The 20,114-nt window shown below is 57.9% G+C and carries 25 protein-coding genes; 10 read left to right on the top strand and 15 right to left on the bottom strand.

What is annotated here, in order from left to right:
* Window position 1: 1 nt before the first annotated feature.
* Entirely contained in the window at window positions 2–346 is a 345-nt protein-coding gene (locus Q0887_RS12330; RefSeq protein WP_299195825.1) for a hypothetical protein, read from the bottom strand.
* Window positions 347–502: 156 nt separating this feature from the next.
* On the opposite strand from Q0887_RS12330, the gene Q0887_RS12325 reads away from it, so the two are divergent.
* Window positions 503–811 carry a UrcA family protein gene (locus tag Q0887_RS12325; protein ID WP_299195823.1) on the top strand — a complete coding sequence of 103 codons (309 nt, stop codon included), beginning with the start codon at window positions 503–505 and terminating at the stop codon, window positions 809–811.
* Window positions 812–946: 135 nt separating this feature from the next.
* Here the strand turns inward: Q0887_RS12325 and Q0887_RS12320 are convergent, their stop codons facing one another.
* The 3 genes from Q0887_RS12320 to fumC form a co-directional block, all read right to left on the bottom strand.
* Complete coding sequence (locus Q0887_RS12320; protein WP_299195821.1) at window positions 947–1,714, bottom strand: LytTR family DNA-binding domain-containing protein; 768 nt, start codon at window positions 1,712–1,714, stop codon at window positions 947–949.
* A 15-nt stretch (window positions 1,715–1,729) separates the two neighbouring features.
* Window positions 1,730–2,977 carry a histidine kinase gene (locus Q0887_RS12315; RefSeq protein ID WP_299195819.1) on the bottom strand — a complete coding sequence of 416 codons (1,248 nt, stop codon included), beginning with the start codon at window positions 2,975–2,977 and terminating at the stop codon, window positions 1,730–1,732.
* A gap of 154 nt (window positions 2,978–3,131) precedes the next feature.
* On the bottom strand, window positions 3,132–4,577 hold the full coding sequence (gene fumC, locus Q0887_RS12310; RefSeq protein ID WP_299195817.1) for a class II fumarate hydratase: 1,446 nt from the start codon (window positions 4,575–4,577) through the stop codon (window positions 3,132–3,134).
* A gap of 201 nt (window positions 4,578–4,778) precedes the next feature.
* Between fumC and Q0887_RS12305 the strand changes: the two genes are divergently transcribed.
* Genes Q0887_RS12305 through Q0887_RS12285 form a run of 5 tightly spaced genes read left to right on the top strand, consistent with a single transcriptional unit; the run spans window position 4,779 to window position 10,025 of the window.
* Window positions 4,779–5,381 carry a protein-L-isoaspartate O-methyltransferase gene (locus Q0887_RS12305; RefSeq protein ID WP_299195815.1) on the top strand — a complete coding sequence of 201 codons (603 nt, stop codon included), beginning with the start codon at window positions 4,779–4,781 and terminating at the stop codon, window positions 5,379–5,381.
* Window positions 5,378–6,847 (top strand): TolC family outer membrane protein, encoded by a 1,470-nt coding sequence (locus Q0887_RS12300; protein ID WP_299195813.1) that lies wholly within the window; start codon window positions 5,378–5,380, stop codon window positions 6,845–6,847. Before Q0887_RS12305 ends, Q0887_RS12300 begins: the two co-directional genes overlap by 4 nt.
* A gap of 59 nt (window positions 6,848–6,906) precedes the next feature.
* Complete coding sequence (locus Q0887_RS12295) at window positions 6,907–7,392, top strand: DUF2497 domain-containing protein (RefSeq protein ID WP_299195811.1); 486 nt, start codon at window positions 6,907–6,909, stop codon at window positions 7,390–7,392.
* A 60-nt stretch (window positions 7,393–7,452) separates the two neighbouring features.
* On the top strand, window positions 7,453–9,615 hold the full coding sequence (locus Q0887_RS12290; RefSeq protein WP_299195809.1) for a S9 family peptidase: 2,163 nt from the start codon (window positions 7,453–7,455) through the stop codon (window positions 9,613–9,615).
* Window positions 9,612–10,025 (top strand): (2Fe-2S) ferredoxin domain-containing protein, encoded by a 414-nt coding sequence (locus tag Q0887_RS12285; RefSeq protein WP_299195807.1) that lies wholly within the window; start codon window positions 9,612–9,614, stop codon window positions 10,023–10,025. The genes Q0887_RS12290 and Q0887_RS12285 overlap by 4 nt, the downstream gene beginning before the upstream one ends.
* Here Q0887_RS12285 and Q0887_RS12280 read toward each other — a convergent pair.
* A complete protein-coding gene (locus tag Q0887_RS12280; protein WP_299195806.1) occupies window positions 10,016–10,336 on the bottom strand; it encodes a hypothetical protein in 321 nt (106 codons plus the stop codon). The two genes, Q0887_RS12285 and Q0887_RS12280, sit on opposite strands and share 10 nt — an antisense overlap.
* Window positions 10,337–10,482: 146 nt before the next feature.
* Here Q0887_RS12280 and Q0887_RS12275 point away from each other — a divergent pair, with 146 nt between their 5' ends.
* Genes Q0887_RS12275 through xth form a run of 3 tightly spaced genes read left to right on the top strand, consistent with a single transcriptional unit; the run spans window position 10,483 to window position 12,140 of the window.
* Complete coding sequence (locus tag Q0887_RS12275) at window positions 10,483–10,914, top strand: CBS domain-containing protein (RefSeq protein ID WP_299195804.1); 432 nt, start codon at window positions 10,483–10,485, stop codon at window positions 10,912–10,914.
* A gap of 51 nt (window positions 10,915–10,965) precedes the next feature.
* Window positions 10,966–11,295, top strand: coding sequence for an iron-sulfur cluster assembly accessory protein (locus Q0887_RS12270; protein ID WP_299195802.1), 330 nt, complete (start codon window positions 10,966–10,968; stop codon window positions 11,293–11,295).
* A 38-nt stretch (window positions 11,296–11,333) separates the two neighbouring features.
* Entirely contained in the window at window positions 11,334–12,140 is an 807-nt protein-coding gene (gene xth, locus Q0887_RS12265; protein ID WP_299195800.1) for an exodeoxyribonuclease III, read from the top strand.
* A gap of 64 nt (window positions 12,141–12,204) precedes the next feature.
* Here the strand turns inward: xth and Q0887_RS12260 are convergent, their stop codons facing one another.
* The 10 genes from Q0887_RS12260 to Q0887_RS12215 form a co-directional block, all read right to left on the bottom strand.
* Complete coding sequence (locus tag Q0887_RS12260) at window positions 12,205–12,876, bottom strand: cell wall hydrolase (protein WP_299195798.1); 672 nt, start codon at window positions 12,874–12,876, stop codon at window positions 12,205–12,207.
* 198 nt (window positions 12,877–13,074) lie between these two features.
* On the bottom strand, window positions 13,075–13,410 hold the full coding sequence (locus Q0887_RS12255) for a DUF1491 family protein (protein WP_299195796.1): 336 nt from the start codon (window positions 13,408–13,410) through the stop codon (window positions 13,075–13,077).
* A gap of 8 nt (window positions 13,411–13,418) precedes the next feature.
* Window positions 13,419–13,874 (bottom strand): PaaI family thioesterase, encoded by a 456-nt coding sequence (locus Q0887_RS12250; RefSeq protein ID WP_299195794.1) that lies wholly within the window; start codon window positions 13,872–13,874, stop codon window positions 13,419–13,421.
* Window positions 13,864–14,325, bottom strand: coding sequence for a PTS sugar transporter subunit IIA (locus Q0887_RS12245; RefSeq protein ID WP_299195792.1), 462 nt, complete (start codon window positions 14,323–14,325; stop codon window positions 13,864–13,866). The genes Q0887_RS12250 and Q0887_RS12245 overlap by 11 nt, the downstream gene beginning before the upstream one ends.
* 167 nt (window positions 14,326–14,492) lie before the next feature.
* Window positions 14,493–15,056 (bottom strand): ribosome-associated translation inhibitor RaiA, encoded by a 564-nt coding sequence (raiA, locus tag Q0887_RS12240; RefSeq protein ID WP_299195790.1) that lies wholly within the window; start codon window positions 15,054–15,056, stop codon window positions 14,493–14,495.
* Window positions 15,057–15,116: 60 nt separating this feature from the next.
* Window positions 15,117–15,818 (bottom strand): DNA polymerase III subunit epsilon, encoded by a 702-nt coding sequence (dnaQ, locus tag Q0887_RS12235; protein ID WP_299195788.1) that lies wholly within the window; start codon window positions 15,816–15,818, stop codon window positions 15,117–15,119.
* Window positions 15,819–15,867: 49 nt separating this feature from the next.
* A complete protein-coding gene (gene coaE / locus Q0887_RS12230; protein ID WP_299195786.1) occupies window positions 15,868–16,470 on the bottom strand; it encodes a dephospho-CoA kinase in 603 nt (200 codons plus the stop codon).
* Window positions 16,467–17,324: a shikimate dehydrogenase gene (gene aroE / locus Q0887_RS12225; RefSeq protein WP_299195784.1), complete on the bottom strand. Its 858-nt coding sequence runs from the start codon at window positions 17,322–17,324 to the stop codon at window positions 16,467–16,469. Before aroE ends, coaE begins: the two co-directional genes overlap by 4 nt.
* Complete coding sequence (locus Q0887_RS12220; RefSeq protein ID WP_299195782.1) at window positions 17,321–17,917, bottom strand: Maf family nucleotide pyrophosphatase; 597 nt, start codon at window positions 17,915–17,917, stop codon at window positions 17,321–17,323. Before Q0887_RS12220 ends, aroE begins: the two co-directional genes overlap by 4 nt.
* Window positions 17,914–18,759, bottom strand: a complete 846-nt coding sequence (locus tag Q0887_RS12215) for a pyruvate, water dikinase regulatory protein (RefSeq protein WP_299195780.1) — start codon at window positions 18,757–18,759, stop codon at window positions 17,914–17,916. The genes Q0887_RS12220 and Q0887_RS12215 overlap by 4 nt, the downstream gene beginning before the upstream one ends.
* A gap of 329 nt (window positions 18,760–19,088) precedes the next feature.
* Here Q0887_RS12215 and hemE point away from each other — a divergent pair, with 329 nt between their 5' ends.
* Window positions 19,089–20,108, top strand: coding sequence for a uroporphyrinogen decarboxylase (gene hemE, locus Q0887_RS12210; RefSeq protein ID WP_299195778.1), 1,020 nt, complete (start codon window positions 19,089–19,091; stop codon window positions 20,106–20,108).
* Window positions 20,109–20,114: the final 6 nt, after the last annotated feature.

Raw genomic sequence — 20,114 nt, 5'->3', positions numbered from 1 at the left:
CTCATATCCGCCCGCTTAGCATCAACCATGCCGATACGGCGTTAAGCGCACTATATAGACCATAGGCCCAGACCAATCCCGGCCAGCCATTGGCTGCAAGCGCCATCGCAGCGAGCAGCACCAGAAACTCCGCCAGATAGGTCAGCCTCCCGCCGAGCGATTGAACAAAGCCCGGCATCTGTCCAAGCAATGGATGGCCGCTTTCGAGTACTGCGCGATGCAAAGCGAAATTGGCAATGCCGAGCATGAAGATAATGGCGAGGGGCAGAATCACGCTGTCCATTATGGCGTAATCGCCGATCGGATGGAAATGACGCTTTGTCGGACCGGGTTGCGCATCGGTCATTCCGATGCGCCGCCAATCGACGGACAAGCGTGGTTTGGTCGAGCATCGCATGACCGGAATCGGATGCGGGTCTATCTAACTGACATAGCAAGGCGGTGGCATCCCCGGTTCGAAACCCCGTTCGAACACTGCCGCCTCGCTAGTTGGAGAAACACCATGAAGACCCTTGCGATTGCCACGGCCACACTTGGCCTTGCTTTCACCGCCTCGCCCGCTTTTGCCGATCCGGCTGAGCTTCCTCATCAGGCAATCAGCATTGCCGGGCTCGATCTGGCCACCCCCGAAGGCCAGCGTATGCTTGACCGGCGAATTGACCGAGCCGCACGCGAGGTGTGTCAGGTCGACAATATCCGCACCGGCACCCGTATTCGTTCGCAGGAAGCACAACGATGCTTCGCCAAAGCGCGAGCGAGTGCCCAGCAGCAGGTTGCTGTGATTATCGAAGATCAGCGTCGCGGCGGTTGAACCGCGTCCAGATCCTGCGCTCCCCGTAGCGCAGACATTGCGGCTCGAACCCTATTCAGTCCCGGGGTTCGGGCCGCTTCTTTTTATATGTTTGGTGACGTGCACGGGCAGCGATAGGGTCCTGGCGCGTTTGGTTCAGCGTCCGGCCATTGATTTAACCTTGGACAGATAGGTCCGGCCAATCCGCAAGGCCTCACCGTTTTGCAGTTCTGCTGACCACACACCCAACCCGTCATGCCGTAGCCCGCGAATATTATCGCGCCGCAGAATTGTTGAGCGATGGATGCGGATAAACTCTTCAGGGTCAAGCCGCGCCTCGAGGCCAGCAATCGTCTGCAAAAGGAGATAGGAGCGCGAAGGCTCTCCTGCTTCTCCAGGATTGCCGACGTGAAGGCGCACATAGTCGCGCTCAGCGTCGATCTGGTGCACTTCACTCACCGCGATCCGCAGCAACTCTGAACGATGCGGAACCCAAAGTTCATCGAGCCATTTGCTCGGGCTGTCCTTGCGCTCACCGCGCCTGGCAACCGCGCGTTCAATGGCGCGCTCAAGCCTGTCCGGTGAGACTGGCTTGAGCACATAGTCGACCGCTTCGAGATCGAAGGCTTCCACTGCAAAATGGTCGTGCGCGGTGACAAAGATGACTGCTGGCGCCTCGTCCTTATCGGCGAGCTTGCGCGCCACACCCAGACCATCAAGCTCAGGCATAGTCATATCGAGCAGCACAAGATCGGGCGCGAGCTTCTCGGCAAGCCTCAACGCAGCCGCGCCATCGCTAGCCGTTCCCACGACATTGATGGCTGGCAACTCGGCGCAGATCACCTGAATCCGTTCGACCGCCAAGGGTTCATCATCGACGATCATGGTGCGCAATGCCTGCGCTTGAGTTTCAGAGTCAGCCATCTCTTGCTCGTTTTTTTAGCGGTTTGGGCGCGAAAGGGGGATGCGCATCTCGGTGTTGTAGCCGCCCGGAATTGGAGCGGAGGAAAAGGCGATATCGGGTCCAAAGCGCGCTTCGAGGCGGTCATGGACATTCGCAAGTCCGATCCCGAATCCGTGAGCCATACCTTCGGGCACGCCCGGGCCATCATCGCTCACGCTTACCACCAACCGGTCGAACTCTTCACGCGCGGAAACCGTGACCGTGACCGGGCGAGAGACCGCAGACACAGCATATTTGACCGAATTCTCGACCAGAGGCTGCAAGATCATGCCGGGCACGCGTGCCTCCTCCAAGTCTGTGGGAAGGTCGAATTTGCAGACCAAGCGCTCCGGAAATCGGACTGCTTCGATATCGAGATAAAGCTGCTGAAGATCGAACTCGTCCTTGAGCGTCACATCACTTGTCGGCTCATCGGCCAGGCTGTGACGATAGAAGCGGCTGATCGTCTGGATCATCCGTTCGGCGCGCTCGGCCTTGCCGGTGATGACCAAAGCTGAGAGCGAATTGAGCGTGTTGAACAGGAAATGCGGGTTCACCTGATACCGCAAGCTGCGCAGTTCGGCGGCTTTTGCAGCGGACTTGAATTGCTGCTCGCGCCGTTCTGCCGCGCGCGCCTGATAGCCGGCAAGAAGCGCAAAATATGTCGAAGCCCAAGCGAGAAGTAGGAAATACCGGCCCAACGCAATCTCGAGGACAGATTTCCACGATTCCTGACGCAAGGCCGCAGGCGCGATGATCAGCGATTCGGAAAATTGCGGTGGGCCTGCCCCATCCGGACCTCCGGGTGCCTTGACCTTGACCCCTTCGGGCAGGTCGTAAAGCAGGTTGCCTTCTTCATCAAAACGAAAGCCCTGCTCCTCAGCAAAGCGCTGCTCCATCTTCTCCTGAATGTCGGTGAACGTGTAATAGTTGATCTGCCCGATCGCGATCGCCACGGGCATCGCAAACAGGATCGCCGCTCCTATCTTCGCCCATAAGGCCTGCCGATCTACAAGTCGCAGCAGCGCCCACAGCACAACCGTCAGGCCAATGCCCGCTATTGTGACGAGCAGTCGACGGACCGCCATCTCTGACTGCATGTCGAGATCGAACATGTAACTGCGGAAGGTGATCAGCAGGAAATAGGTCGCCCACAGCACAACCATCGAAAACAGCACCGTGCGGAACGGTACCGAGATATGCGCCTTCTTGGTTGGCGCTTCGGGAGGTTTGCTCAGGTCCATGATCTTCGATGTCAGATAGCGCCTAACGTCACAAAGCGCCAACCGGTCGTCGGCCCGAGTCCTCGCTTGGTCGAATGTTGCGAGCCGGTGAAAGATTGGACCAACGGCACACCAAAGCCGATGAGCGCTGTCAGCCGCGTGTTCAACCGGGTTGTCAGTCCCGGGGTTTTATCATTTCAGCAGGCACAACCCATTCGGCGAATTGCTCCTCGGTAAGCAGGCCAAGCTCTAGCGCCGATTCTTTCAGCGTAGTGCCGTCGGCATGCGCTTTTTTCGCAATCTTCGCGGCATTGTCATAGCCGATATGCGGATTGAGCGCGGTGACGAGCATCAGGCTTTCATTCATCAGCTGATCAATACGGCCCCGATTGGCTTCGATTCCTTCCACGCAATTGTCGGTAAAGCTGCGCGAGGCGTCGGTGAGCAACCGGATTGATTGCAGGACATTGTAGATCATCACAGGCTTAAAGACGTTTAGCTCAAGATGGCCGTGCGATCCTGCAACGCTGACAGTCGTATTGTTCCCCATCACCTGCGCGCAGACCATGGTGAGCGCCTCACACTGGGTTGGATTGACTTTGCCCGGCATAATTGAAGAGCCCGGCTCATTGGCCGGAAGCGCGATCTCGCCGAGCCCCGAACGCGGGCCGGAGCCAAGCAGGCGAATATCATTGGCAACCTTCATTAGGCTGACCGCAATGGTATTCAGCGCACCCGAAAGTTCCACCAGAGCATCGTGCGCTGCAAGCGATTCGAACTTGTTGGGTGCGGTGACAAAGTCGTGGCCGGTGATAGCGGCAACGTGCTCGGCAAACTTCTCTGCGAATCCCGCCTTGGAATTGATCCCGGTTCCGACTGCCGTGCCGCCCTGTGCAAGTTCGAGTATGCGAGGGAGCGCACCCTTCAGCCGCTCGATTCCGTATTCTACCTGCTTGGCATAGCCGGAAAATTCCTGACCCAGTGTGAGCGGGGTTGCATCCTGAAGGTGGGTGCGACCAATCTTGACGATATCGGCAAAGGCTTTTGCCTTTGTGTCCAGCGCACCGTGCAGATGCGAAAGCGCTGGGATCAGCTGCTCAATCGTCTCGCTCGCGGCGGCGATATGCATCGCAGTCGGGAACGTATCGTTCGAACTCTGACCCATATTGCAATGGTCATTGGGGTGAACGGGCTCCTTGCCGCCATGCTGGCCGGTCAGGATCTGGTTGGCGCGGCTCGCAATCACCTCGTTAGCATTCATGTTCGACTGGGTGCCTGAGCCGGTTTGCCAAACCGAAAGCGGGAACTGGTCTGCCAGCGTTCCGTCGATCACTTCGCCTGCCGCCTCGACAATCGCATTGCCGATCTCTGCGGCCAGCACACCGAGTTCCATATTGGCCTTTGCTGACGATTGCTTCTGGATTCCCAGCGCTTTGATCAGCGGCTCGGGCATAGTCTCAACCCCGATATCGAAGTTGGCCAGACTGCGCTGGCTTTGTGCACCCCAATGGGCCGAAGCGGGCACGGCGACCTCACCCAGCGAGTCGCTTTCTATCCGCACTTCTCCGGTCGCGCCGAAGATTTGCCCGTCATTTTGAACCGTTTTGCCAATGTCACTCATCGAAGCCCTCCAGGTATCGGTCGAAACCGGATGCCGGTCCCCCCAGGATTTTCATATGCGACCCCCATATGACGCCCGCCGAGTCGAGGTCAAAGCAAAGCTAGCCTTAAAAGCTGCAAATTTCTTGGAACTGGCCGCCGCGATGGCTAGGAAGGGTTGACGGACTGTATTGCAAGCCTAATACAGTTTCACGGAGTACGCATGAGCAACACTACACTGATACGCGATACCGCGACCGCCCGAAAGGCGATGATTGACAGCCAGCTGCGCACCAGCGGCGTGAATGAAGAATATGTGCTGGCGCGCATGTTGTCCGTTGCGCGTGAGGATTTTCTACCCGCGGACAAGGCCGATCTCGCCTATATCGACCGGGCGATCACATTGGGCACAGATGCGCACCTCGCTTCACCGCTGTTTTACGGCAAATTATTGATCGAAGCTGCGCCGCGCCGGTCAGATCGGGTGCTGGTCGTCGAAGGCGGTACCGGATATCTCGCAGAATTGCTGCGCCCGCTGGTTGCAGAGGTGACCACTGTTGGCGCGGCTGACGCTGCCAAAGGTGCCTTGCCCGAAGGAAGTTTTTCGCTGGTCGTCGTCGATGGCGCAATTGAACAATTGCCTGCTTCTTTGGCTGACTTGGTCGAAGAGCAGGGTCGCATCGTTTCAGGACTGCTGCAGCGCGGGGTCACTCGCCTTGCATCGGGCCGCAGGGTTGGCGCGCATGTCAGCCTGCTGGCGGTTGAAGATATCGGGCTGCCGGTGCTGCACGCATTCGATGCACCGAAGGGGTGGTCATTCTCGTGAGTTTCAGACGCAACCTTGTCGGCGCCGCTAAGCTCTCTACCTGCGTTGCTGCGCTAGTCCTTGCCAGCACGGCGCAGGCCGATACGCTGCGCGATGCTCTGGTTGCTGTCTACAACACCAACCCTACGCTCGAAGGTGCCCGGGCATCGCAGCGCGCAACCGACGAGGATGTGAACGTCCAACGCGCGCAGGGCCTGCCAAGCGCGACAGCGACCACGACTCATATCGAATTTTTGCGCCGTTCGGCGAACTCCTTCACCGCACCGGAACGCAATCTGGGCGTAAATGCTCAATTGCAGGTGCCGATCTATTCTGGCGGTGCGGTGCGGAATGGAGTCAACGCCGCGCAGGAACGCGTTTCCGCGGGTCAGGCCGATTTGCGCGCTACCGAAAGCTCGATCTTCAGCCAGGCGGTCGCCGCCTATATGGATGTGCTGCGGACAGAAGCCCTGACCGAGCTTGCCACCAATCAGGTCGAAGTGCTGCGCGTAACGTTCCAATCGACGAATGATCGCTTCGAGATTGGCGATCTTACCCGCACGGATGTTGCGCAGGCGGCATCGCGCCTTGCGGTTGCAGAGGGTGATTTGCGATCAGCCTATGCGAACCAGATCAATGCGCGTGAAGTTTACATACAGCTCGTCGGGCAAGCGCCCATGGGACTCGAGGCTCCGCCGCCACTTCCCGGCCTGCCCGAGACCGTTGGAATGGCTGTCGTAACAGCGCTTGAAAACAATCCTGATCTCATCGCCGCCAAAGAGCGGGCGGATGCGGCGGGTTACGATTACGAGGTAGCCGGAGCCGGCCGCCTGCCGACAATCGGGCTGTTCGCCAATTACGATTACAGCAATTTTTTTGGCACGCTCGGCGGACCCGTAGCGTCCAACTTTGCGCAAACCGAATCCACCGCTAATGCCGGGGTTCGTATTACCATTCCAATTTTTCAGGGCGGCCTGCCCGCAGCGCGTCAGCGTCAGGCAGGCGCGCGCGAATCGGCAGCTCTCGAACAGGTGATCGCGACCGAGCGTAACGTGATCCAGCAAACCCGATCAGCCTATTCAAGCTGGCAAGCGTCGAACGCTGTAATCGCCAGCTCGCAAGCGGCGGTTGAAGCAGCCGAGCTAAGCCTAGAAGGCGTGCGCGCAGAGAATTCGATCGGCAATCGTACGATTATCGACGTGCTCAACGCGGAGCAGGAATTGCTCTCTGCCAGAGCGCAGCTCGTGACCGCGCGCCGCAACGCCTACGTCGCGGGTTTCTCTCTGCTGGCCGCAATGGGCAAGGCCGAAGCGCGCGACTTAAACCTCGATACCGGCGGCCCGCTCTATGATCCGCAAGTCAATTCTGACCGGGTTGATGGCCGCTTCTGGGATTGGGACCGCGACTCGGAACCTTCGCCGAATTCGACCAGAACCGTTGACATTGACGCTGGCGAGGACTTGATTGGCCCCGTATTGGAACCGTGAGAAACGCGCAAATGCGTGATTCGAATGGTTAACGTCGCAAATTCTTCGGGGGCTGATCCGTGGCGAATGAGAACGAAGCATCGGTTGAGGAAATTCTTGAGTCGATCAAGAAAGTGATCGCGCGCGACAGCCGCGATACCGCAATCCGTACCCGCAAGCGCAAAGTCGAAGAGGCCAAAGCAGCGGACACCCGGTCTGACGAAACCGTTGAAGCAACACCGCTAAACGCAGAGGACGAAGTACTCGACCTTTCTGAAATGGAATTGTCCGAAGATTTCGACGAGAGCGAAGAAGCAAGCGACGACACTTCGCTAATCACCGAAGAGGTGCGCGGCGCAATGCAGCAAAACCTCGCAGCGCTGGCCATGCTCGCCGAACCACCGGCAAGACCGCAGATCGTACGCTCGGGCGAAACCTCGCTCGAAGGGATGACCCGCGAATTGCTCCGACCGATGCTGGCAGAATGGCTCGACAAGAATCTCCCCCAGATGGTTGAGTCGTTGGTTCAGGCCGAAATCGCGCGGATCACCAGTAAGCGCGGCTAAGCAGCGCGCGCCCTGCGGTTTCGCTGGAAACCCGCGCATAGTCCGGTTAGTCCCACTTCCATGGGAAACACTATTCTGAAAGCCGCCTTGCTTGCGGCGTCGTCGCTGGTCGTAACATCACCGCTCGCTGCAGAGGCGCATACCGAAACTGCCGTGAGCGCGGTGCCGGGTGTGGACAAGCCGCCTATGTCGGCGCGCGATCTCATTACCATGCCGCGCCTTGGCGGGCCGACGGTTACGCCGGATGGGCGTTATGCAGTTTATTCGGTGACAAATACCGATCCAGAAGACTTCAAGCGGACGCCGACGCACTATGTGCTCGACCTTCAAACGCCGGGTGCCGATCCGGTCGCGTTTGAATTGGGTCTGCGCGGTTTCTCGCTCGCATTCGGCCCGGACAGTTTCCTCTATTTCATCAGCTACGAAAGTACTGACGAAGAATCTGAAGAGCGCGCACGGGTCTGGCGCGTGGCGCTTGAGGCTGATGGCAATGTGACAGGCCCTATGCCGGTCGCAGACATCCCCGGAACTGACATTGCAGGCTTCAAACTCGCGCCGAATGGCAGTGCGATCGCACTTTGGGGCGAGGTCGATCGCGAATGCACCCAGTTCGGGTGCGCGGAAGAAGGTGAAGGGCTCGGAACGGGACGCCTTTATGAAGGCGATGGGGGTTTTTACCGCCATTGGGACCGCTGGATCGAACCCGGTACTCTCAACCGTGTCTTTGTCTTCGGGCTTGAAGGTGGTCAAACCGTTGGCGACGGCGTGGCGGTCGATGGCGGGATGGGAATCGGCAACACACCGACCATGCCTTTCGGCGGCGGCGAAGATATCGCTTGGGCACCCGATGGCTCGGGCCTCTATTTCGTGGCGCGCGAAGCCAATTCTAGCGAGCCGCTATCCACCGATCTCGACATCTACTGGTCAGACCTTTCGGGCAGCGCTCCGGTTTCGTTGACCGCTGCAAACGAAGCATATGATGCTTCGCCTGTACCGTCACCTGACGGCCTTTACCTCGCCTATGTCGCAATGGAGCGACCGGGATACGAGGCGGACCGTCTTGTGATCCATGTGCGCGATCTTGCAACCGGTGAAATCCGCGCTTTGACCCAAGACACCGACCTATCCTTCGGCGGCCTCAGCTGGAGCGCAGATTCCAGCACGATCTTTGCCACGGCAACGCATGTGCTCGACACGCCCGCTTTTAGCATCGATGCGCAAACCGGCGAAGTGACCGAGCTGAACCTGATGGCCGGCAATGAAGCGCATATCGGCAACCTCACGCCTATCGCAGGTGAGCGACTGCTCTTCACACGCGATTCTATCGGCGTTCCTTCCGAGCTTTTTCTCGCCAGTGATATGGGCACCGCTCGCCCGCTCACCGATGCGGCGACCAGCCGGATGGGTGAGATGGCAACGACCGTCACCACCCGCTTCAGCTTTGCCGGAGCCAATGGTGATACGGTCTGGGGCCAAATCACACGGCTCGAAGGTCAGGAAGGCTCGATCCCCGCGATCCTATACATCCATGGCGGACCGCAAGGCTCTTTCCGCGATGGCTGGTCTAGCCGTTGGAACCCGCGCGTTCTTGCCAGCCAGGGTTACGCGGTGATCTCGGTCGATTTCCACGGCAGCGCCGGATACGGGCAGGAATTCATGGATTCGATCAATCGGGACTGGGGCGGCAAGCCGCTCGAAGACCTGCAGCTTGGCCTTGCCGCCGCACTTGAACTCGACCCGCAGATTGACGGCGAGCGCGCCTGTGCGATGGGGGCGAGCTATGGCGGCTATATGGTCAACTGGATCGCTGGCAATTGGCCCGACCGGTTCGACTGTCTGGTCCAGCATGACGGCCTCTTCGACATGCGCAGCTTTTACTATTCGACCGAAGAGTTGTGGTTCCCGCGCTGGGACTTTGGCGGATCCTATTCCGAAGCGAGCGAAACTTACGAGCGCTGGAACCCGGTTAATCACGTCGACAACTGGCGCACGCCTATGTTGGTGATTGCCGGTGAGCAGGATTTCCGCGTGCCTTACACGCAGGGATTGCAAAGCTTCACCGCACTGCAGGAGCGCGACATTCCTTCGCAACTGCTAGTGTTCCCCGATGAAAATCACTGGGTGCTCGGCGCGGAAAACTCGCTGCAATGGCACAACACCGTTTTCGCTTGGCTGGATCGCTGGCTGAAGTCGGAGGGAGATGAAGGCAGCGCCGCCGAATGAGTGATCTGGATCTGCTCGCGGCGCAAACCGCACTGGTGAAGAAATACGGCGATGGTGACACGCAGGTCGAGCGCCACATCTACTTGTGCGCGCTTTCGGAAAAGCAAAAGTGCTGCGCGCGCGAGGAAGGGGAGGCCGCGTGGCAGTTCCTCAAAGATAGGTTGAAAGAACACGGGCTTGCTGGCCCGAAGCGAACCGCTTCGCATCCGCGCGGGGCAGGAGGAGGAATCCAGCGAAGCAAAGCCGACTGCTTGCAGATTTGCTCAAAGGGGCCAATCGCGTTCGTTTGGCCGGACCGTGTCTGGTATCACTCATGCAGTCCCGCTGCGCTCGACCGGATTATTGAAGAACATCTGGTTGGCGGCGTGCCTGTAGAGGATTTTCGCCTGACGGCCCCCGGTCAGGACTGATTGTCGTCCTTTGGACTCCACAATTCGTCTGCGTCAGGAAGTTTGTTGTCGACCGATTCATCGTGGCCGGTGCCATTTGACAGGAAGGCAAGGCCCATCAAGCCTCCGCCCAGCAGCATCGTAAATGCGATGCCAAGCGCTGCTGCGATATAATAATGCACTGAAACTGCGCCATTATAGGCATAGAGAAGCCCGATCGCGATAGTCACAGTGGCCATGGTGACAAACATCAAAAGCCGCATGATCTTGCGATAGCGCGCCCAAGCATGCGCAGCATTGGCAGGGTCGTCGAGGGGGGATTTCTTGACCATGTCGCCCCCATGCGCACCCAAACAAAACTTGGCAATGGTAGAATTGCATCGGGATAGCCCCGCTGCATAAGCGTTCTTACGATTTTGGCAGGACTCGCCTTTTCGCCCGATTGGTGGCACTTTCCCAAAACAGGAGGAGCACCGCGATGACGATTGCAAAGATTATTGGCGACAGAAGCTCGAGCGAGATCATAGCCTGCGATGTCGCAACTCCAGTGACCGAAGTCGTCAATATGCTCGCGGGAAAGCGAATTGGGGCCTTGCCGGTTCTGCGTGATGGCAAAGTTGCGGGGATCGTTTCGGAGCGCGACATCATCTACCGGATTGCAGAGAAGGGGCGCGATTGTCTCGATGGCTCGGTTGGGGAAATCATGACTTCGCCCGCGATTACGATCGAATCGAGCACTTCGATTGACGATGCACTTGCCTTGATGACGCGCCGCCGTTTCCGCCATTTTCCAGTGGTGGATGACGATCAGCTGGTTGCCTTCATCTCGATCGGTGACCTTGTGAAGGACAAGATCGACGCGGTCGAACACGAAGCAGCGGCGTTGCGGGATTACATTCAGACTGCCTAAGCAAAGCAGCCGCCCCTTGAGGATCGGCCGGCCAAGGCTTAGATCGTCTGTATGGCTGAAACACTCACCCTCACACCCGCCGCAGCGAAGCGCGTTGCCTGGATCGCAGAGAAGCAATCCAAGCCAGCAATCCTGCGGCTTTCGGTCGAGGGGGGTGGCTGCTCCGGATTTCAGTACAAGTTCGATCTGGCCGATGGCGCACAAGGCGATGACAGCGTCAGCGAGACGGATGGGGTGAAACTGCTGGTCGACCCGATCAGCCTCGATCTGGTCGGTGGCAGCATAGTGGATTTTGTCGAATCGCTCGGCGGTGCGGCCTTTAAGGTTGAAAATCCCAAGGCTGCGGCTGGGTGCGGCTGCGGATCATCCTTCGGGATATAGGTTTGCCCCGTCAGGCATTGTGAGGCAGTAAGCCTCGCATGAAGATCGCCACTTACAATATCAACGGTATCAAAGCCCGCCTTCCTCGCCTCAAGGAATGGCTCGTGGAAACGCGGCCGTCAGTTGCCTGCCTTCAGGAGATCAAATGTCAGGACAAGGACTTTCCTGCTTCCGAATTTGAGGAGTTGGGATACCAGCCGATCTGGCACGGGCAGAAGAGCTTTAACGGTGTGGCGATCCTTGCCGACACTCAGGCTGGTTATTCAGTCGAAGAGGTGCAGCGCGGTTTGGGCATAGATGGCCCGAAAGAGGGTGAGGGCGAGCAATCGCGCTATCTCGAAGCGGATATCTCCAAAAACGGCGCTGTGACCCGCATCGTCTGCATCTACCTGCCCAACGGCAACCCACTTCCGGGCCCCAAGTTCGACTACAAGATTGCCTGGATGGAGAAACTGCGCGCGCGCATGGCGCATATTTGGGCCGAAGAGGTCCCCGCCGCAGTTCTGGGTGACTACAATGTCATTCCCGAAGATGATGACGTTTTCGCCGTCAATGCAATGGCCTCTGATGCACTGATGCAGCCTGAGTCACGCGCCGCCTATGCCAGGTTGCTTGCTGATGGCTGGAGCGATGCGGTTCGAACGCTCAATCCGCGCGGCGGAGTTTGGACCTATTGGGATTATCAGGCGGGCGCTTGGCAGAAAGATCACGGCTTTCGCATCGACCACATCCTGCTGAGCCCTGAGCTGGCAGATCGGCTAGATGCGGTTGGTGTCGATCGGGAGCATCGCGGGCGCGAGAAGGCCAGCGATCACGCGCCGACTTGGGCGGTTCTTGCAGATTAGCCGCTGGAATCAAAAAGCCCCGCCGGATCGGGCGGGGCTTCTCGAAATTCGCTAGAGGCTTAGCTCAACGATAGAACACATGTGTGTCAATCTGGGTGAGGCGGGTCTTTGACCGGCTCCAACGCGGGCGAACATAGTCAGCGTGGAAATAGACCGCGTCGGCGGCCTCGGATTCCCACAAACCATCATGTGCGATGCGTGCGACAGAGACCGCGCGGTCCCATGCGGCAGAGGAGGTGTTGATCTGCGGCATCCGGCCGCCGCGGACGAACGAGAACTGCGAACGTTGATAGACAACACCGCAATAGCTTGCTGGCCAGCGGCGATCCTCTGCGCGATTGATCACAACCTGCGCAACCGCAAGTTGCCCATCAAGCGGCTCACCGCGCGCTTCAAAATAGACAGCGCCTGCGAGACAACGCATTTGCTCCGTCAACTGGCCTTCGCTGTCGACAATGCCGACAAGCTCGCGGAGTGACGATGCTTCAAATTCTGATCGAGTTTCAGAGGCCGCGTCCTGTACGGGAAGCGTCTGTACGACTTCCTCTGCAACAAAGACCGGCTGTTGAGGCACAATTTCGACCAGTTCTTCGGTCTCGGATTGTGCGACTTCATTTTGCGCTGCCAATTCGGCGGCGTCTTGCGCAATGGCAACAGCGCCATCGGCATTGGAAAAACTCAAACTGGCCATCGCCGCAATAGCGACAGCACTGAGCGAATAAGTCTTACGACTCATAGGATCTACTTACTGAGCGGTGAGCGAGCACAGACACAGGCGAGGACATTTGCGAAGATTCGCGAAATTAGGAGGTGGTCCACGTAAGCCTGCCGGCTGCTCCCCGTCTGCGTGCCCCTCAAACGACCGTATTGCCGTTCACAGGGCCTCCGCCTGGAAGCGAGACGGGCAAATAGTCACAAATGTAACTACGTCAAGTTAACGCGGCAAAAGTGCGATGAACCGTTCCGGATCGTCGATATCCACCTCCAAAACCCAGATATCAGGGTCTTGGGATTGGCGGCGCTCAAGATACCCTGAGAAATCATGTGGATTTTCAGTATCTTGCGATTTAGTAACAATGAAAGGCCTGGTTCCGTCGAGCTGTGGCATTCTTTCGAATAGCCGAGCATCTCTTCCGCGAAACATGGTAACAATCAAAACGGTTCCAGCGTCGCGCTCACCTTTGTTGAGCACCATCGCACTTCCTCCGTTTGATTCGGCGAGGCGAATCAGGCCGGAAATTTCAAGGTGTGCGGGAAGTCTTTCGCTCAATGCACTGCTCAGGCGGTGTAGCCAGGCAAGCCGGAGAGAGCCATGCGAGAGCGCATGAAAGTGCCTGTGCCGCGCCCGATTTCATCGCCTTCAGCATCGATCAGGCGCGATTCGGCGACGAACACGCGCCGCTTGCCGCTAACCCACCGGCCTTCCGCGACAACTTCGCCTTCTCGCACCGGTTTGGTGAAATGAAGGTTGAAGCTAGTGGTGAGCAGAAAGCGGTCAGTCGCCAGCGTATTGGCCGCGTAGAAAGCCGCGTCGTCGAGCATCTTAAAATAGATCGTACCATGTGCCGCGCCTGCTGCGTGGAACACGTCCTTGGTTACCGTGAAAGTCAGCCGCGAATGGCCTTTGCCCGTGATCTCAAGTTTCGAATCGAACACGCGGTTGACCGGGGCAGAGACATAAAGCCTCTCAAGCGCCCGATAATGCAGCTCAGCCCCTTCGTTTTCAGGCGGCATTGCGCAGGAATTGATTGGTTAGCAAGGCAAACAACGCCTCCGCATCAGGTGCATCGAGTAGCGCGCCAAGCATGGCTTCATCGCGGGTCAGACGCGAAATTGCGGCAAGTGCGTGAAGATGCGTTGCACCCGCATTTTCAGGTGAAACCAGCCCGAACACCAGCGAAACAGGGATCGCATCCGCAGCTTTGAAGTCGACCGGGTGATCAAGCTTCAGGATTGCCGCCGTTGGGCGAGAGACAGCGTTTGATCGGCAATGCGGGATTGCCACACCGCGACCGAATCCAGTGCTGCCCAGCGCCTCGCGCTGCTCGAGCCCTTCGAGTATTTCATCCGCATCGAGCCCATAGGTCTGCGCAAAGATATCTGAAGTCTTCGCAAGAATCTGGCCACTCGAATCGAGACTAACCAAGGCTACCGCCTCAGGTTTGATGGTGATGTTGATGTCCATTACGAACCTAAAATCCCACAAGTTTTCTGCCTTGCAATCAAGGCTTAGGAGACCCGCAAATAAAGGAGGCATGCCGCGAAAACGGGGTGCGGCGAGCATCCTTTCCTTCGTGAGCTGGATCTTCCATTCACCCTACGGTTTCTTACCGTCTGCGGGTTGTCGAGATCCTAACGCGGTTCGATCCAGCCGATCGAGCCGTCTGAGCGGCGATAAACCATATTATGCCGCCCAGTGCCAGCGTTTTTAAAGAACAAAGCAGGCGTATCACGCAAATCGAGCATCATTACAGCGTCGGCAACGCTGCTTTCCGGAATGAATGTGCTGGTTTCCGCGATGATGGGAGGTGCGTCGGCGACAACCTCTTCTTCGGGTTCGTCGGCGGCGAAAATTGTATAGGCCGCCTCTTCTTCGGCGCGAACCTGCATCGAGCGTTCGTGACGGTCGGTGAGTCGGCGTTTATAGCGGCGAAGCTGCTTTTCAATTCTCGCGGCTGAGTTGTCGAGTGCAACATGCGCATCATGTGCGCTGCCCTGTGCCTTTAGGATCATGCCCTGATTGACATGTGTGACAATGTCGCACGTGAATGTTCCGCCGGGTGCCTTGCCGAAAGTGACGTGAGAGGAGATCGCTCGCTCGAAATATTTCTCGACAATCCCGCCCAATCGCTCCGCTGCGTGTTCCTGCAAAGCGGTGCCGGTTTCAACCTGGTGTCCTGATATGCGGATGTCCATTCGAGTGAGTCCTCCCTTTATTCGCAGTCATCGTTTCAGGCGGCCGCATGGGCGGCGCAGTCAACGAGACCAGATCGCGTCTTTGATCCCGGCGACAAAGTCTCTGTGCCGTGTCAGTTCCTCTTGCGAGGCACCGTACAGCCGCGGTTCGCGGCGAGTTCGCGGTGCAGCATCCACGATTGTGCGGTCTGCCGCATCGATCAACTCGCGTTCCGAGGCGCTTGCCTCTGATGCCAGTTCAAGCCCGATCTGCCGGCCACCTGTCAGTTCAACATAGACCTGCGCCAGCAATTCTGCATCGAGCAGCGCACCGTGTTTGACGCGGTGGCTACGATCAATTCCGTAGCGGGAGCAGAGCGCATCGAGCGATAGCTTAGCACCTGGATGCTTCTTGCGAGCAATCGCGACCGTATCAACCATCCGGTCCATCGATATCGGTTCGCGCCCGATCAATTCCAATTCGGAGTTGAGGAATCCAAAGTCGAACCCCGCATTGTGCGCAACCAGCGGTGCATCGCCCAAAAATTCGAGCAAATCGCCGGCAGTGTCAGCAAATAGCGGTTTGCCGGAAAGGAAGGCGCTGGAAAGCCCGTGAACAGCCTCGGCCGCAGCGGGCATGTCGCGCTCAGGATTGAAATAGGCGTGATAGGAATTGCCGGTTTCAACTCGGCCAACCATTTCGACGCATCCGATTTCGACCATCCGATCCCCAGTTTTGGGGTCCAGTCCGGTCGTCTCTGTGTCGAAAATCACTTCACGCATTGGCTGTGTTATCGGCCCATGTTTGCCGATGCGCAAGAGGATTGAGACGCTATTCTTGGCTTATCTGGCGAAGTCGCTCGATCAAGGAATGCACCTGAACCTCTGTCTCGACCAGGGTAGTGCCTGTGTCGATCACATGGTCGGCCCGCTCACGCTTTTCAGCATCGGGAGTCTGCAGGCCAAGTATGTGGGAAAATTTCTCTGCGGTCATTCCAGGCCGGGCCAGTACCCGTTCGCGCTGCACCTCGGCCGGAGCGGATACCACCACAACCACATCAACTGCGGCATCGCCACCGCGTTCGAACAAAAGTGGGATATCGAACAGGATCAGCGGCTGATCCGCGTTCTGAGCAAGGAAATCCGCGCGCTTTCGAGCAACTGCGGGGTGGACGATAGCTTCCAACGCAGCGAGTCTTTCTGGATCAGCAAAGACGATTTTTCCCAACGCTTCACGGTTCACACCATCGGGGCCGGTCGATCCTGGAAAGGCTGTCTCGATCTCTGCATTGAGCTCACCCTCAGGCCCTTGCATCGCGCGCACCTCGGCATCGGCGTCAAATACGGGAACGCCAGCGCGTTCAAACATCGCGGCAACTGTTGACTTGCCCATGCCGATGGAGCCGGTGAGGCCGATAATTGTTGGACGTGTCATCGGGTCAACAACTCCATCAATTCACTATCGCAATCACGCGGAGCTGAGACACCAAAAAACTTTTCGAAAGCGATCGCCGCTTGCCCGATCAGCATCGACAACCCGCCAATAACGGGGTGGCCCGCTCGCGCTGCACCTTTCAGGAAAGATGTTTCAAGCGGGCTGGTCACAATATCATAGGCAATGCTGCCTGGCGGCGCGTGGCTCCAATCGAATTCAAGCGGGGGTTTGTCGGTCATTCCCAAAGGCGACGCATTGATAACAAGATCGAGACAGCCTTCGCGGTCATCAAAAACAAAGTCGGTGGGACGTGCAAAGTGCGACAAGTGCACGGCGTGATGCTCGCCGCCGGGTGCGAGTTCATCCAGCATTGCCCGTGCTTTGTCGGGATTGCGTCCGGCAACGACGAGCGTGAACCCATGATCGGCCAGACCTGCGATGATCGCTCTGGCCGCACCGCCTGTGCCGAGGATCCTCGCCATCCGGAACAGGTGTCGAGCCTTCAGGATCGCATTGAGCGGTTCGAGAAATCCGCCAACATCAGTGTTGAACCCGGTGAGCTCTCCATTCGCCCCGCGGACAATAGTGTTCACTGCTGAAAGGCGCGCCGCGACCGGATCGACCTGGTCGAGAAATGGCAGCACCGCTTGCTTATGCGGCATTGTGACGTTGCAACCCGCCCAGCCGGACGTGGAGCGCTGCCGTTCGATATAGCTGGCCAATTCCTCAATTGTGACCTGCTCGCTGGAATACTCGCCTTCGAGCCCAAGTTTCTCGAGCCAGAAATTGTGGATCAGCGGAGATTTGGACTGCGCAATCGGGTCGCCAATCACATGAACTTGCGTTGCGCTCACGAGAGGAGCACGCCTTGTTCGCGCAGGGCGCCAAGAACGGGCAAAAGTGGCATGCCGAGCACTGTGAACTGGTCGCCATCGATCCGCTCGAACAATTGAACCCCCATTGCCTCGATCCGGAAACAGCCCACTGTGTAGCTGATTTCAGGCCATTCCTGTTCCAGATAGTTCTCGATAAACACCTCAGAAAGTTCGCGCACATGAAGCCGCGCGCAATCCGCATGGCTCCATTCGCAGGTTTCACCGCGCACCAGCGCTGCTGCGCTGTGCAACTCGATCACCTGACCGGAAAAGAACCGCAAATGCTCGGCAGCATCATCCCGCGACGTGGGTTTGTCGAAACGCTTGCCACCAGCCACAACGAGCGAATCGCTTCCAAGAACCAATGCATCGAGGTGCTTACCCGCCAATGCGACCGCTTTTGCCACGCTCAATGCCTCGGCAATCTCGGATGAAGTTGCGCCGCGCAAGTTCTGCTCGATCACGCGTTCGTCAATATCTGCAGGCATGGCGTCATATTGAACACCAGCAGCATCGAGCATTGCGCGGCGCGAGGCCGATTTGGAAGCGAGGATTAGCTGGGGCGTGCTCATATTGGCTTGGACACTCCACCGACAACCCGGTCCTTGCGATCGCGTTCCTGCACCAACCGGATGATTGCCGCCGCGCTTTCCTCGATCGAGCGCCGCGTCACGTCGATTACCGGCCAACCATTGTCGGCGAACATACGGCGGGCGAACTGGGTCTCCGCCTTAACACGCTCATTGTCGACATAGGAGGTTTCGGTGCCCTCGTTGAGCGACAAGAGCCGGTTGCGCCGGATCTGCACCAACCGCTCTGGCGCAGTGGTAAGGCCGACAATCAAGGGGTGGCGTAGGCCAAACAGCGCTTTTGGGGGCGGGCTTTCGACCACCAATGGGATATTGGCGACCTTGTATCCGCGATTGGCGAGATAGATGCTGGTTGGGGTTTTGGAGCTGCGAGAGACACCAGCAAGAACAATATCGGCGTCCTCCCAATCCTCATATCCAATCCCGTCATCATGCGCGATTGTGTACTGGATCGCATCCACGCGCTTGAAATAGTCGGCATCCATCATGTGTTGGCGGCCGGGGCGGCCATGCGCTTCTTGCCCCAATTGAGCCTCAAGAGCCGCGGTCACCTGGTCGAGCACCGGCACGGCTGGAAGTCCGAGATGACGGCAATGCTCTTCCAGCCGAGCGCGTGTGTCCGGATTGACCAGTGTGAACAGGACAAGGCCTGGATTGTCGGCAAGATCGGGCACAATCCGGTCGAGATGTTGACGCGAGCGTACCATTGGCCAGAAATGCCGGCTGACTGTTGGATCGTCGAATTGCGCAAGCGCAGCCTTCGCGATCATCTCCAGCGTTTCACCGGTCGAGTCAGAGACCAAATGGAGATTCAAGCGGTTCATCGGGTGGATCAGATGCTCTTTGTCTGCTTGTGGATAGTGGGAGGCATAAACCACGGGAGAGAACTGTCGACAAGAAGGGGAGGGGATTTCATCCTCACTAGGGCAGGTTGGGCCCGCAGCTTTCTCGACACAGAAAATGATTTGCCAACAGGCTGGGGAGAACGGGGATAGATAATGGTTGACCGCGCAGCCGCGCAGATTCGCCGGCTTCCAGTTTGATCATCGGAGACGAACAAATCGGGCAGGAGCTGGTAATTCCCGCTTTCCACAGGCCCAACAGACTCCAACAATCCTTTTAAATTTATAATTTATTTGATTAGAGGAACGCCATGCCTGGCCCCTTGCTCGATACCCTCAGAGGTAAAACCCAAGAAATCCCTCCCGTTTGGCTCATGCGCCAAGCCGGGCGGTATCTACCCGAATATCGGGAACTTCGCGCTGAAAAGGGCGGGTTTCTCGAGCTGGTCTATGACAGCGAAGCTGCAGCCGAGGTGACGATTCAACCGATCAGGCGCTTTGGTTTTGACGGCGCGATCCTGTTTTCCGATATTCTAATCGTTCCACACGCGATGGGGCAGGGATTGGAGTTTCTGGCTGGCGAGGGGCCGAAACTTTCACCCACGCTGCTCGAAACCACTCTCGATCAATTCACCGAGCATAAAGCCCATTTTGATCCGGTCTATGAGACGGTGCGGCGCACCCGCGCGCAGATCGGCGACAAAGTGACGATGCTGGGCTTTGCAGGCTCTCCCTGGACCGTGGCGACGTACATGATCGCAGGGCAGGGCTCGAAGGATCAGGGACCAGCGCGTTTGCTCGCATACCGCGATCCAGAGCGGATGGCGGCGATTCTGGATGCGATTGCCAATATGTCGATCGAGTATTTGCGCGGTCAGATCGATGCTGGCGCCGAGGCTGTGCAGCTGTTTGACAGTTGGGCAGGTAGCCTTGCACCCGACGAATTCGAACGCTGGGTCATCGCACCCAATGCGCGGATCACTGCTGCGATCAAGCAATCGCATCCGGAAACTCCGGTGATCGGTTTTCCAAAAGGAGCAGGGGCCAAGCTTCCAGCCTATGCGCGTGAAACCGGTGTGGATGCTATCGGGCTGGATGAGACGCTTGATCCGGCATGGGCCCATTTGGTCTTGCCTGATGAGATGCCGGTGCAGGGCAATCTCGATCCGCTTTTGGTCGAGGTAGGCGGGCCTGAACTGCCCAAGCGCGTGCGCGCGATCATCGAGGCATTTGAAGGGCGGCCGCATGTCTTCAATCTGGGTCACGGGATCGGGCAATTCACGCCGATTGACCATGTTGAACAATTGCTTCGTGCTGTGCGCGGAGCTTAGAGGACG

This window comes from uncultured Erythrobacter sp. (assembly GCF_947492365.1).
Taxonomy (GTDB): Bacteria; Pseudomonadota; Alphaproteobacteria; order Sphingomonadales; family Sphingomonadaceae; genus Erythrobacter.
This window is presented reverse-complemented; position numbering and strand designations above follow the sequence as displayed.

What these genes read in the sequence shown, in the direction of transcription:
- raiA (WP_299195790.1), bottom strand. Translation starts at nt 15,056, where the DNA reads ATGGACATCCGCATATCAGGACACCAGGTTGAAACCGGCACCGCTTTG.
- Q0887_RS12330 (WP_299195825.1), bottom strand. Translation starts at nt 346, where the DNA reads ATGACCGATGCGCAACCCGGTCCGACAAAGCGTCATTTCCATCCGATC.
- Q0887_RS12260 (WP_299195798.1), bottom strand. Translation starts at nt 12,876, where the DNA reads ATGAGTCGTAAGACTTATTCGCTCAGTGCTGTCGCTATTGCGGCGATG.
- Q0887_RS12290 (WP_299195809.1), top strand. Translation starts at nt 7,453, where the DNA reads ATGGGAAACACTATTCTGAAAGCCGCCTTGCTTGCGGCGTCGTCGCTG.
- Q0887_RS12270 (WP_299195802.1), top strand. Translation starts at nt 10,966, where the DNA reads ATGGCTGAAACACTCACCCTCACACCCGCCGCAGCGAAGCGCGTTGCC.
- fumC (WP_299195817.1), bottom strand. Translation starts at nt 4,577, where the DNA reads ATGAGTGACATTGGCAAAACGGTTCAAAATGACGGGCAAATCTTCGGC.
- Q0887_RS12250 (WP_299195794.1), bottom strand. Translation starts at nt 13,874, where the DNA reads ATGCCGCCTGAAAACGAAGGGGCTGAGCTGCATTATCGGGCGCTTGAG.
- Q0887_RS12215 (WP_299195780.1), bottom strand. Translation starts at nt 18,759, where the DNA reads ATGAACCGCTTGAATCTCCATTTGGTCTCTGACTCGACCGGTGAAACG.
- Q0887_RS12245 (WP_299195792.1), bottom strand. Translation starts at nt 14,325, where the DNA reads ATGGACATCAACATCACCATCAAACCTGAGGCGGTAGCCTTGGTTAGT.
- Q0887_RS12275 (WP_299195804.1), top strand. Translation starts at nt 10,483, where the DNA reads ATGACGATTGCAAAGATTATTGGCGACAGAAGCTCGAGCGAGATCATA.
- Q0887_RS12285 (WP_299195807.1), top strand. Translation starts at nt 9,612, where the DNA reads ATGAGTGATCTGGATCTGCTCGCGGCGCAAACCGCACTGGTGAAGAAA.
- Q0887_RS12280 (WP_299195806.1), bottom strand. Translation starts at nt 10,336, where the DNA reads ATGGTCAAGAAATCCCCCCTCGACGACCCTGCCAATGCTGCGCATGCT.
- dnaQ (WP_299195788.1), bottom strand. Translation starts at nt 15,818, where the DNA reads ATGCGTGAAGTGATTTTCGACACAGAGACGACCGGACTGGACCCCAAA.
- coaE (WP_299195786.1), bottom strand. Translation starts at nt 16,470, where the DNA reads ATGACACGTCCAACAATTATCGGCCTCACCGGCTCCATCGGCATGGGC.
- hemE (WP_299195778.1), top strand. Translation starts at nt 19,089, where the DNA reads ATGCCTGGCCCCTTGCTCGATACCCTCAGAGGTAAAACCCAAGAAATC.
- xth (WP_299195800.1), top strand. Translation starts at nt 11,334, where the DNA reads ATGAAGATCGCCACTTACAATATCAACGGTATCAAAGCCCGCCTTCCT.
- Q0887_RS12220 (WP_299195782.1), bottom strand. Translation starts at nt 17,917, where the DNA reads ATGAGCACGCCCCAGCTAATCCTCGCTTCCAAATCGGCCTCGCGCCGC.
- Q0887_RS12320 (WP_299195821.1), bottom strand. Translation starts at nt 1,714, where the DNA reads ATGGCTGACTCTGAAACTCAAGCGCAGGCATTGCGCACCATGATCGTC.
- Q0887_RS12305 (WP_299195815.1), top strand. Translation starts at nt 4,779, where the DNA reads ATGAGCAACACTACACTGATACGCGATACCGCGACCGCCCGAAAGGCG.
- Q0887_RS12325 (WP_299195823.1), top strand. Translation starts at nt 503, where the DNA reads ATGAAGACCCTTGCGATTGCCACGGCCACACTTGGCCTTGCTTTCACC.
- Q0887_RS12315 (WP_299195819.1), bottom strand. Translation starts at nt 2,977, where the DNA reads ATGGACCTGAGCAAACCTCCCGAAGCGCCAACCAAGAAGGCGCATATC.